Here is a 13363-nt window from a genome sequence, read left to right on the forward strand (position 1 = left end):
ATTTTAGTGCCCATTACTTTAAAAAAATGCTATTTTGTCGATAGTACTGTTAGAATAATGGAAATTTATTCATCGTTCAGTTCGGTTGTAAATGCCATTGAATGAAGATAAATTCTCCAACGGATATAACTGATTTGGAATTGTATTTTTACATAGAAAAGGAAGGGTGAGAAAATGAAGAAAAATTTACGTGTTGGTATTTTAGCTAGCTTACTATTAGCCCCAGCAGCAGTTGCTCATGCGAATGACGCAGAAATAATTACAAATTTAAGTCAAGCACCTTATAATACGGTAGCTTCCGTTACATCAGTTGAAAGTTTATTAAATTTATTTACGGGAGTAGATGAATCGTACTCAAGTGCCAGTATTTCAGTACACAGAGGATATTATAATAGTTTGACAGATGCAGAGAAAACATTACTAGGCACTGAGAATATGGCGTTGATCAATGCGAAGTTAACTTACTTAGAGCAGTTTGAGCAATTCAAAGTTAGCGCGAATAGCTTGAAAACGCTAATTGATAAACTGACATTAACGAGTAAAACCTTAGTTGTGGATACTGATACAGCAACGGCACAACATAATAAATTAATAGTAGATGTTTCCGCAGCAGGAGCTACACTTTCAACAGTAGCGGGCGGTACAGATGCAACAGTAGCAAAATCATTACTTGCAAGTTTAGATTATTATAGTGGAACAGGTCCAGATGATTTTGTTAAAGGGATTGTCACGAATTTAAGCACACTTGAAACGCGTAAAGGTGAAATTGTCTTACCAAAAGAATTTATAACAACGTATATTGGGCCAATCGAAGCAGCCGCTACAGATGTGGACAATCTAAATAAAACGTCTTACGGAGCGGCAATTGATGGGGCGCGTGCGGCATATGATCTGCTCGAAAGCTCTGTGAAAACAATTGTGAATGCGCAGTTAATGACATCGGGTGTAACAGCACAAAAAACATTAACAAATGCTGAAACGGATTTAACGAAGGCAGCCGCGGTAGAAGAGCAAATTGCAGAACTTAAAACGACTGAATTTGAAACGGCTTCCGCCTTTAAAACTAAAATAACGGCTGTTACGAAAGCCTATAATGAGTTAAGTGTGCTCCAAAAGAAACTAGTTGATAATTATAGTGAGCTCGAAACGTATGACAGTGTAATGAATGTTATTAATGCCATTGATCTATTAAAAGTAGCACCTACAAAGGATTTCCGTGATGCGGTAGATGCTGCAGATCTACTTTATAGCGCATTAGAGGGCACGGTGTTAAAAAGCTATGTTACAAATGCTGAGAAATTAGAAGAAATGAAAATATTAATTGCAAAAGCAGAAACGGTAGAAGTAGTTATTGACGCGATTACCCCAGCTAATGCATCAACACAAGTAACACTAGCGCGTGCGGCATACAAAGGGTTACTGTCAGTAGAAAATAAATATGTGTTAAAAGAAAAATATGAAGTATTAACAGCATGGGAAAAATCAGCTACAACCGCTGCAACTGTCGTGAAACAAATAAATGCAATTGTAGTGTCAAAATCAGACTTCGTATCGAAAACGAAGACGGCTATAGCAGGCTATACAAAAATTGGTTCAACGACAACAACTGGGCCAACGCGTGAGCAGGAGCTTGTAACAAATTCAGCGCGCTTACTCGCATTACAACCATTTGCTGACATTGCAAATCTCGTAAGTACATTAAAGGTAACGAGCAAAACGTATGTAGCTGATTTAGAAGTAGCAAAAACTGCTTTTGAAGGTTGGAGTACGATTGGCTACGCTGGACTTGAGCAAGTAGACATAGATGCACTTAATACGTTAGAAGAAGCTCTTTCTACAAAACTAACAACAGCTGTTAATGAAAAAGAAATAGCTGCGGGTTTAGTTGCGCGAATTGATGCGGTCAAGAACAATATGAACTTAGCAGAGATGGCTGCTATACGCGCAGAATATAATGCTAAAACATTCTCATCAAACGCGAAAAAGCTCGTAACAAATATTAAAGTGTTAACGGATTTAGAAAAACAATATAAAGCCGCATTAAATGTTGTGACACTTATTAACAAGTTAGATGTAAAGGCAAAGGATTACGCAAAAAAGGTAATTGCGGCAGAGGCGGCTTACTTGAAAATTTCACCAACTACGTTACAGCAATATGTAAACAATTACGCAATAGTTTCTACAAACTTACCAGCAGTAAATCTTATGATCGAAATTGATGCATTAAAGCCGACAGATGCCGATTTTAGAACGAAGCTAAATGCTGCAAAAGAGAGATACACAACGATTGCAGGTTCAACAGCAGTACAAGATGAGCCAAAAAATGCGGTTGATCTCCTCGTGAAGAACTACCCGGCAAAACTGAGTGTTTTACAAGAATACTTGACTGATGCAGATGCGATGATTGCAGATATTACAAAACTTCGTGGATTAACAGGTCAACCGTTTATGGATGCATTAAACACAGCAACAGAAAAGTTCAAAAAATTGCCAGCAACGACAAAAAAGCTAGTTACAAACGCCAATGTTTTAACAGATATACAAAAGGATTATACGGCTTCGTTAAAGGTATTTAATTTAATAGAAAATCTACCAACAACAATAGATAAAACATGTTCGAATAAGGTTGCAGATGCCGAAAAAGCCTATCAAAAGCTAACAACGGTACAAAAAGGGTATGTGTATAATTACGCAACGAAGATAACGCCTATATTAAAGATTGCAGATTTAATTGGTCGTATTGAAGCGCTAAAAATATCGAGTAAAACGTATGAGGTAGAGGTTGAAGCAATTCGCTCAGAGTACAATGTATTATCTGAGGCGGAAAAAGCGCTTGTGCATAACTATAAAAAGCTTGAATCAGCAGAATCAAATATGTCAGGTGCGGATGCTGTGATTTTATTAATTGATCAGGCTATACCGAATGCAGCAGACTATATTGCAAAATTATTAGCAGCACGTCAAGCCTTTGACTCCCTGTCAAAAGATCAGCAAAAGCTTGTGTTAAATATAAAAGATTTAACGACGCGCGAAAATTCAGTGAAGCCTGTTTTAACATTAGATAAAGAAATTATTGCACTAGATCCATCCAACGCAAAAACGTTCATCAGTAAATTCAGTGCGGCAATCAAGGCTTATGAAAAACTTTCTTATTCAGAGCGTTCGCTATTGACGAAGGAAGATCAATTAAGTAAAGTCCTTCAACCTTTATACAATGTTATAAATGGTATTAACGTCATTAAGTCTTCTAGTAAAACATTTGTGCAGGAAACGCAAGCCGTGCGCAATGCCTATAATGCCTTAACAGAGGAGCAGAAGGCATTAATTTCAAATTACAGTACATTACTTGAGCATGAGATGAATGTTCAAGGTGGAGCAAGTGTAGATGCATTAATTCAAGCATTAAGAAGCAATAGCCCAGCTGAATATGTCCAAAAAGTAAAAGAGGCTCGTGAAGCATATAATGCACTGAGTTCAGCGAATAAAAAGGCTGTGACATTGCTTGATACACTAACTACAGAAGAAAAGTATATTAAGCCGGTAGAGACGGTCATTGATGCGATTAACGGGTTGAGTAATCCACGTAATGATTTAAGTAAACAATATGATAAGGCAAGGGCTGCACTTGAAAAACTAAATGCAGAGCAAATCACTTTTGTTTCCAATTATGACCGTTTCACTGATTTATCACAGGTTATTAACGTCTACCAACTAATCGCAAAACTAAAACCATCCGATAAATATTATTTGGGGAACTTAGAAGCAGCAAAACTTGCGTATGAACGATTGACGGTAGAAGATAAGCAACGAGTGACAAATTATTATAAATTACAAGAGGCTGAAACAGATGTGGGTGAAATACAGCAAGTTATTAATATTATTGCATCGCTTTCTTCCAACTCAAGCACATACTTTACGGATATTGCAAATGCGGTGGCTGTGTATAAAAAATTGCCATCTGCTTCAAAAAAACAAGTGATGAACTACTCGGTATTACAAGAGGCTGAGAAAAATATGAAGGCCGCTCAAAAGGTAATGGATTCAATCAACGAATTAGACCCGGATTTACGCACGTTTGAGTCCAAAACAAAAGCAACTTTAAAAGCGTATGATAAATTAACAGATGAGCAAAAGAAAATCGTATCGAATTATAACTTATTAAGACAATACGCGTTTGATTTAGGTCTTTAACTCATACCTAAATATTTAATGGAATTTCTATGTTATACTGCTAAAATGATTTGAAAATTATTTATTGTATTTCAAAGAAAATTTGATAATATAGATTAAGTGTTTCTTGTTAAAATTTCCACAATAGGGAAACGATAAATCTTAATAAACATGCCTTTCACTTTGCGGAGTGAAAGGCTTATTTTTCTACATAAATTTACAGAGGCAAACGAAGGAGGTACATGAAATGAAACGAATGGTAGTTGCAGGGTCACTTACGATGCTGCTCATGCAACCTGTACTTCCTACGACAGCTTTTGCACTAGAAAAGCCAGTAGTTACAGAAAGCACCCATTATTTTTCGGACTTAAAGAAAACGCACTGGGCTGCGCCAGCAATTATGCAACTCGTTGACAAGGGCTTTATGGATGCTTATGCAGATCATAGCTTCAAGCCCAATAACTATACAACTCGAGCAGAAGCGGCGGCGGTCATCGCGCGTACTATGGGTATTTCACTTGAATCAGATTTTAATCTACAGGCAATGGACGTCACAAAATCGCATCCTTATTATAAGGAGATTCGTAAGCTTGCAGAGCTTGGAATTATTCAAAATGGGGAATGGTTTAACCCAGAGGAGCCACTGAAGCGCGCACATATTTCAAAAATGATTGCCCTAGCATATGACATTGAAGTGGATGAAAAGAATAAAATGTCTTTCAAGGATTTCCCCAAAAACTACTGGGCCAAAAATTATATTGAATCACTAGCCGATACAGGTGTTGTAACAGGTAAAACGTCAAAAACATTCGAGCCGAATAGTTATGTTACCCGCGCTCATGTAGCGGCACTCACAGTTCGTGGGATGGAATTTCAGCGAAAAGTGAAAAACTTAGAGATGGCCTATGATTATTTATCAAAGAATTACATCCCAACAACTAATGACTATAGCAAATGGACCCAAGAGGTTATCGAATTAGTGAATAAAATACGTGTTGAAAAGGGGCTTCAACCTTTATTACAAGATCTAGCCTTAACACAACTTGCAATTATTAAAGCACAGGATATGCTGGTTCATAATTACTTTGAGCATCAGTCACCGTTTTACGGAAACCCGTGGGATATGGCGACATTATTTGACTATGAATATTCGAGCTATGGGGAAAATATTGCCCGCAACTTTAAAACACCGAAAGATACAGTCGCAGGGTGGATGGCTTCGCCGAAACACCGCGATAATATATTGAAGCTAAATTACACGCATATTGGGGTAGGAATTAAAAAGACAAAAAATGACAACTTTTACTGGGTTCAACAATTTTCTAGTAAGTAAATGGTAAATAATAGTTAGTAATATTACAATACTATTACAACTCAATATAATAGAGTTTAAATATTGTTCTTTATACCTTTATTTTCTGCTTAATGATGTAAATTCGGTAGTTTTTGTTTTTGTGCGAATATTCGTGTTCTGTTACAGAAGTGAAAAATTACTATACTCTTTTCTATGGTAGGCTATTAGTAGGTCAAAAAAGCCTTCGTTTTGAGAGGAGTATTAATTTACTATGAACAAGAAATGGTTACTTCCGATTTTTGCAGCATTTATGTTATTTGCAGGAACGGATCATAATACAGCTGAAGCAGCATCAACTACAGAATTAACTTCAACAGCAAATAAATACATAGGCGTGCCATATGTATATGGTGGCACAACAACGCGCGGATTAGATTGCTCAGGATTTACACAATTAGTATTTTCTGATTTAGATATTAAATTAAATCGCACAGCAGCAACACAATATACTCAAGGAACGAGCGTGTCTAAAAGTAATTTAAAAGCTGGCGATCTCGTTTTCTTTAACACACTTGGTGGTGTCTCACACGTAGGTATCTACGTTGGAAATAGCAAATTTGTTCACGCTGGATCAAGCACAGGCGTAACAACAGCAAGTTTAAACAGTTCTTACTGGAGCCAGCGCTATATAGGTGCGAAGCGTATTTCAACATTTACTTCGGGCACTGAAGTAGCAGTTTTAGATAAAGAAGAAGTAAAAGATGCAGCAATTGATTTCTCGATCTACGCTTCACGCGGAGAAGTAGCAATCCAACTTGCTGAAGCTCTTGGGTTAGACACTTCTGATACAAACTCACCATTTTCGGACATAAAGCCAACTTCTAAATACGCAGGTGCAGCCACTGCTCTACAAAAAGAAGGCGTATTTACAGGGGATGAAAACGGTAAATTTAATCCCGCTTCACCGTTAACACGAGGACAAATGGCGAAAGTATTAGTTGTAGCATTTGATTTAGCGCAAAAAGGTGAAGGAATGACATTTACAGATGTTCCAGAATCACATTGGTCAAAAGAATACGTATCTGTATTAGCATCAACAGGAATCACAGTTGGTAAGGGTGACGGTACATATGGCTTAAATGACAATGTAACATTAACACATTTAGCGGCATTTATTGATCGTGCAACACGTTAATTTGGTTATAAGGTACTTTTTGTAATTCGGGGCCAACCGATTTTACACCTTGCAGGGAAAGTTCTTTAACATAATATGAAATAGGAGAGGACGCAAATAAGCGCCTCTCCTATTTTTTTAATTCTAACTATTTTCCAGAAAAGGATTTCGTTTACAAGGTAAATTTATTACAATAAATAGTAAGTTTGGGTGCTAGTGTTTTAATAGGCTTTGTTTAATAGAAAGAGTCTGCTTTTGAAACTATTAAACTACAAGAAAAAACACCTTGTAAACTATGAATAAGGTAGATTAGCCCGATGTTTTTTGTGAGAATTTTTTGATAAAATGGTTTTTAATTGGAAGGGAGGAAAGAGACATTGTCTTTTAGAAAAGTCAGTCTGATGCTTGCAGTTATCATCATGTCAATGTTAAGTCTAAACCCAGTGTTTGCGAGTCAACGCTTCGCTGATGTCCCTTCTTCGCATGGTGCGTATGAAGAGATTGCTTATTTAGTAGATTTAAACGTTATCAAGGGTTATACGGAAAATGGCAAAACGACTTTCAAACCAAATGCATCCGTTACGCGTGGACAAGCTGCTAAAATGGTCATTGTGGCAACGAATAACAAGCCGTTAGCCGTTACGAATTCATCATTTTCTGATGTGAAAGATAAGGAGCTTTCGGGCTATGTAGAAAGCGCAATTAAACTAGGTTTTTTCAAGGAATATTCAAATGGTAAGTTCGGGCCGAATGTGCCTTTAACTCGAGATGAAATGAGTAAGGTGCTTTCAATCGCATTTAACTTAAATGTGGAGCAATATTCAAAGTTGGCGCTACCATTTACAGATATCGTAGAAACGAATAGCTACTATAAATATATTGCAGCTATTTATTACAATGGTATAGCAAAGGAAAGTATAAAATACAATGCAAGTGATGTGGTCACGCGCTCACAATTTGCATCATTTGTCACACGTGCAAGCGCGATGGAGTACCGACTAGAAATACCAGTACAAGGTGTAACAGTACCAGATGACAGTGGAGTAATCGCTACTGTAAAAGCAACCGTGGATAATTTAAATGTTCGTTCATCCGCCTCATCGACGTCTACAGCGAATATTTTAAATAAGGTAAATAAAGGTACGACTTTCCCTGTTTATGAAGTACAGGAAAATGGCTGGCTAAAGGTTTCTTATAATGGGCGCTATGCTTATATTTATAAGGACTATATTCAGTTTGTAGATGAGGCAGGGAAGGAAATTGGCTCGGTTCAAAAACAAGTAAAAGCATTCGGTGCCATTGAGGTTTATAAAACGCGAGATGTCGCTGGCAAAGTAATTAGTACTGTGGCAGCAGACGAAACGATTCCAGTATACGGCTTATTCGGTAATTGGTATTTAACAATGGTGAACGGGATTCCTGGTTATGTGCGCATATCACAAACAACAGAAATCGTTGCAACCCCAACTCCAACACCGGATGAAGAGAAACCAGTCGACAATATTGTAGAGGAAGAGCAGACGATCGTTGAGGAAGTAGAGGAAGCAGAATCTGGGGCGGCTACTGAACCTGAACTTGAGCAAGAGCCTCAAAAGTTAACAACGAAGACAATTGGGCGTGCGACGGTAGATAACTTACAAATTCGCGAAAAAGCATCCGGATCATCTACGTCCCTTGGTAAGGTTGCTCGAGGAACATTAGTGGAAGTGCATTCGATTTCAGGAAATTGGGTAAAAGTTACTTCCAATGGCGTCAACGGGTACATAAATAAAACGTATTTACGGTTGCTCAACCAAAATGGGACAGCGGTTGAAGGGCGTATTATTGTGCTAGACCCAGGTCATGGGGGCAAAGATCCAGGCACCTCTCGTGATAAGGCAATCGAAAAAACAATTACTTTAAAAGTGGCAACATTAGTGAAGCAAAAGCTTGAGAGTGATGGAGCAATTGTGAAAATGACTCGATCTGGAGATACGTATCCAACCTTACCAGAGCGTGTACAATATGCGAAAGATCAATTCGGCGAAGTATTCGTCAGCATCCATGCAAATTCAGCCACAAAATCATCAGCTAAAGGAACGGAAACCTATTATAGTGTGACATCTAATGATAACGAAAAGGAAGATTTTGCGTTAGCTTCTGCTATCAACAATCAAATTGTCACAAATGCGCATATGTATAATCGCGGTGTGAAGCGTGCGGATTATGTTGTACTAAGAGGAACGGTTATTCCGGCCGTTTTAGTCGAGTTAGGTTTCGTATCCAATGATGAAGACCGCGCGAAGCTGGTGGATGACGCCTATCTTGAAATATTCGCACAATCGATTTATAACGGGATTGTGAAGTACTATACGAAGTGATGGAAAGAGGAATGGCTAGTGCCCATTCCTCTTTTTTCATTTGGTTTAGCAAAGCATAATCTTTTGGCACAACCATATCGTAAATCGTCATAAACGGGCTTAATTTTAGTGTTTCCTGATTTTAAATAATTTAGAAAAACTGTATTAAAATATATTATTTTAGAATATAAAAAAATCATCCCTTCTAGATGAGAGAATGACGCATTCATTATTAACAGGTACAAGTTGATTGGAGTGGAGGCGACGACTTCTAGGGGATTAGCGAGCAGCTTGAGACCCTGGAATGAGGCCAACACGATGTTAGTCACAAAGGCGTTGCCACAGGACGTGGCGTACTTAGCCTTTGTTCCTTTGTTACCCGAAAGCGGCTCAAGGCTCGCCCCCAGAAAAGCGTTCGCCGCAACGGAAATCAACGACATCGAAGAAAAAAGCCAGTTCTTAAACGATGTCTCGTTCAAGAACTGGCTAAATTACTTTATAGACTTTTTCATTGCCCACCCTTAATAAGCAGGTAATTTTTTTACTAAATCTGAACGAATCCATACATATTGTTGTGCTGGTGGGTTATCGTCAGAATAGACTTTGTACCAAACATAGCCGTCTGCAGCTGATGTTTCTTCAAGAATGATGACAGGATAGCCGAACATGCCTGTTTCACCAACAACTTTAGCCTTATAGGTAAATACTTTTGTAGAAGATGCAGATGCTTCTGCACGTGTATTAACGAGATCGCCACCATTGACTGCCATGGCTAACTGGCCGTTACCGAAATCCTTCTTACCAAAACGGTTGTCCATGCGGTACATATGACCAGCAATTTTACTACCCCAGAACGGATCCGATGCATAGTGAACATTCATGCCGGCCGTTTTATTACCAGGAGCAGCCCCTTTTGCAAAGCCACCTGATTGTGGTACATAGTTAAGGTTTACATACATATTTAGGAACGCCATGACACTATCATCACGTGATGCATAGCTTGACCCTAATGTTGTATCTGAATCGAATACTTTAATTCCAAAAATATTGTTTTTCTCAAGTGAGTTTTTACTAATACCATAATCCCCTTCATGCATCGACGCAGCTAAAATGAATAGCGCGTTTACGTTATGAGAGGCTTCCACTTGTTTCAGTAATGCCCCCATACCAATTAGACGAGATTCAGTTGTTGCCTTTGCATAGCGGGCGATCCCTGTTGCTTGACGCTCTTGTAAAAGTGTCATAATCATGTTGTCTAGTTCTTCGGCAGTATAATTTGAATGTTGACGAATCGATGCGAACTGGAAATATTGATAGTCTGTGCCGACAAGCTTTGTTTGCAGCTTGTCACTATAGAAATTCACACCGTCCTGGCTGTAATAGTTTACGTTAGATTTCATAAATGCAGGGGCGGCTCCGACAACATAATCTCCGTTATAGCTTTGCGTTATGTGATTATATGTTTTATGCGTTAAAAAACCACCTGCAATATAATAATAGTTTTGTCCTTTAATTAGGCTAGTTGGTGTTAACGTGACTTCGCTCATTTTCACATAGCCCTTTGTATCCGCTAACTGGACGATTGCATAATCTTCACCACTGCCGATATATTTGAACTCAGAACCTTCAACTGCATAGGTAACTGCTTTTTTAAAGTCCTTCATTGAATAAACTGATACAGTATTTAATGATGTGTCAGCTGCTGATGCAATGCCGCTGCTCATTTTGATAATTTTATCGTCTTGAAAAATTAAATTCAGTGAATCCGATGCTTTGTAAGCCGCTTCAGCTTGCTCATAAGTGAAGTAAACGGTCGGATTTTTTGTCACTGTAGCGTTTGAAATTGACCCGACATAAAAGACGTTTACTTCGGGTTCAGGTGTCGGTGTTGGCTCCGGCGATGGATCAGGTGTTGGTTCTGGATCCACATTTACCGCATATTGCTTGACGGTTGTATTCATACGGAATAGAAAGGCAGCTGCGTGTGCAATCGTTGCCGATCCTTGAGGTTCAAAATAGACACCTTTATTTGTATGAGAACCACGGATGATATTATAGTAAACATTCGTAGCAACAGCTGGTTTAAACTGATCACTAATTTTAATATTATCTTTAAATGTTAATGGTGTTACTTCAAGTGGTACATTTTGATAGCGCAGCGCCTTTTGTAATAAGGCAGCCATATGTTGACGTGTAATTTTGTCATTTGGTCTAAATGTACCGTCTGGATAGCCGCTTAAAATGTTTGACCCAGATGCCGCTTGAATTTCTAAAGTCAGGGCAGAGCCTTCTTTTAAATCCTTAAACGTATGCTGCGTTGATGCTGGTAGATTTAATGCGCGCGTTATGTAGGAAGCGAATTCACCACGTGTGACCGCGCGATTTGGATTGTAATTGCCTTTCGCATCTGGACGTATTACATTTAAGTTAGCCCAATATGTAAGTTCATTGACCATTTGATGACCCGTTATGTCACTTGCGTAAGATTTTGATTGTGTTGAAATGGATACGATTAGCATTAGCGCTAATAGTAGTCCGATAGTTTTTTTGAACACGTAAACACTCTCCTCTCAATCTTTTACTATTTTATCAATTTATTTGTGCGAATCATAGAAAAATCCGAATCTTAAAACGTTTGTAATATAAATGTAACCATATTATACTTAAGTTCGTCTTATTTACTAGAGAGATTATGACCTTTATAATAATAGAACTATATAGAGAGAGGGTAAGGACATCAATGAAAGATATTTCTGTGAAAATCGGAAAACAAGAATGGTTGGAACTGCTGCTAGCAATTGCTGTATTAATTGCAGCGACACTTTTACCTTCACAAATTGCACTTTATAGTACAGCTGTGTTCTTTACGATATTTGCATTTTTCAAGCCGTTTCAAGCTTTAGTTATTTTAGTGCCATATGTTATTTTCCGTTCATTATTTATTGAAATTAATCCAGGAATGAAGTTAATCGGGGATTTAATGACATTTGTTGTTTTAGCCCGTTTATTCCTTTTGAATATTCGTCAAGTTAAAACATGGTTCCACTTTAAGCCATTTGAATGGTTCTTCTTTGCCTTTTTACTTTTTGGGGCAGCAATCGGTTATAAAAACGGGGTATCAATTGGCGCGATCGTGTTCCAATTACGTACGTTCCTCATCATGTATATTCTGTACTACATTTTAAGCCGTAGTGAATTACCGAAAAACTTCTTCGTGAAGCTGGCGTGGATAACGGTATTATCAGGCGTCGTTATTTTTGTACAAGGTGTTGTAGAAAAATTAACGTTACGTCAAGAGCTGATGCCAGAAGCATGGGCGCAGAAAACCTTGTCGTCTACAAACTTTGTACGGATATACGGATTATTAAATAATCCTAACTCATTAGCACTTGTCATGTTCTTTGCGATTTGTGCGGCGTTCTTCCTACGCTGGGCTTATAAGGACGTGCAATATAAATGGATACTAATCATTGCAAATGTAGCGTTTGTCGGTATGCTGTTGTTAACACTATCACGCGGTACATGGATTGCATCATTCGTGTTCGTGGTATTCTTCATGTTGCTAGCGCGTAATTGGAAGCTATTTAAACAAATTGTCATTACGTTTATCGCGGCCATTGTGTTAGTGTATTACCCTGTGAATTTAGGCCTTTTAGTGCTACAAAATATGGGGATGGATAATGACACAGCCCCAGATATTTCTGAAAGTGGAATTAGTAACCGCTTCACTGCAACATTTGATGATGAGACACTTACACTCATGAACGAGAGTGGCCGTGTATTCTATATTAAAAAAGGCTTTGAAGTATTAAAGGACTATCCAATTACAGGAGCTGGCTTTGGTACATTTGGTGGCTCAGCAACACTTTCATATGATTCACCAATTTATGAGAAATACGAGATTCGCTCAGATATATACGGAGGGAAAAACTTCTACTCTGACAACCAATACATTCAAGTTATCGCAGAAACAGGTGCGGTCGGCGTCTTATTATTCGCGGGCTTCTTACTGTCAATGGTATGGATGTTCTGGAAGGAACGAAAAACAGTATTCGGCCAGTATATGTTTGGTTTATGGTTTGCTACAGGGGCAGCCGGCATGTTCTATAATATTTGGGAGCTGAAAGTTTATACAATGTTCTTCTTCATGCTATTTGCACTGTTTGTAAGTAGTCGTGCCCTATATCCGATGCTCGAGCTAAGTAAATCAGAACGAGAGCAAGCTGAATAACAACTAAAACGGTAGCGTCATGCTATCGTTTTTTATGTGGTTAAGAAAGTATAACTTTCTTAACCACATAAGTAAGGACATCAACTCGCCCTATTTTGGGCGAGTTGTGTCTTTCTAACATTCTATTGGGTTTCGCTACTGAAATGTAATATTAA

Annotated in this window: 7 protein-coding genes; 6 read left to right on the top strand and 1 reads right to left on the bottom strand. The window is 38.2% G+C overall.

The window, feature by feature from the left end; translation table 11 throughout:
* The first annotated feature begins 174 nt into the window (after positions 1-174).
* The 5 genes from MHH87_RS03010 (at position 175) to MHH87_RS03030 (ending at position 9502) form a co-directional block, all read left to right on the top strand.
* On the top strand, positions 175-4191 hold the full coding sequence (locus MHH87_RS03010) for a hypothetical protein (RefSeq protein ID WP_340747851.1): 4017 nt from the start codon (positions 175-177) through the stop codon (positions 4189-4191).
* A 226-nt stretch (positions 4192-4417) separates the two neighbouring features.
* Complete coding sequence (locus MHH87_RS03015) at positions 4418-5503, top strand: CAP and S-layer homology domain-containing protein (RefSeq protein ID WP_340747852.1); 1086 nt, start codon at positions 4418-4420, stop codon at positions 5501-5503.
* A 232-nt stretch (positions 5504-5735) separates the two neighbouring features.
* On the top strand, positions 5736-6659 hold the full coding sequence (locus MHH87_RS03020; RefSeq protein WP_340747853.1) for a C40 family peptidase: 924 nt from the start codon (positions 5736-5738) through the stop codon (positions 6657-6659).
* A gap of 356 nt (positions 6660-7015) precedes the next feature.
* The gene (locus MHH87_RS03025; RefSeq protein ID WP_340747854.1) at positions 7016-8998 is read left to right on the top strand and encodes an N-acetylmuramoyl-L-alanine amidase; all 1983 of its coding nucleotides are present in this window, start codon (positions 7016-7018) and stop codon (positions 8996-8998) included.
* Between the two features lie 297 nt (positions 8999-9295).
* Positions 9296-9502: a hypothetical protein gene (locus MHH87_RS03030; RefSeq protein ID WP_340747855.1), complete on the top strand. Its 207-nt coding sequence runs from the start codon at positions 9296-9298 to the stop codon at positions 9500-9502.
* Here MHH87_RS03030 and MHH87_RS03035 read toward each other — a convergent pair.
* Complete coding sequence (locus MHH87_RS03035; protein ID WP_340747856.1) at positions 9499-11532, bottom strand: S-layer homology domain-containing protein; 2034 nt, start codon at positions 11530-11532, stop codon at positions 9499-9501. The genes MHH87_RS03030 and MHH87_RS03035 overlap by 4 nt on opposite strands.
* A gap of 185 nt (positions 11533-11717) precedes the next feature.
* On the opposite strand from MHH87_RS03035, the gene MHH87_RS03040 reads away from it, so the two are divergent.
* Positions 11718-13208, top strand: a complete 1491-nt coding sequence (locus MHH87_RS03040) for an O-antigen ligase family protein (protein WP_340747857.1) — start codon at positions 11718-11720, stop codon at positions 13206-13208.
* The last annotated feature ends 155 nt before the right edge of the window (positions 13209-13363 follow it).

Origin of the sequence: Solibacillus sp. FSL H8-0538 (assembly GCF_038003525.1) — a bacterium.
In the GTDB taxonomy this organism is placed as follows: Bacteria; Bacillota; Bacilli; order Bacillales_A; family Planococcaceae; genus JBBOPI01.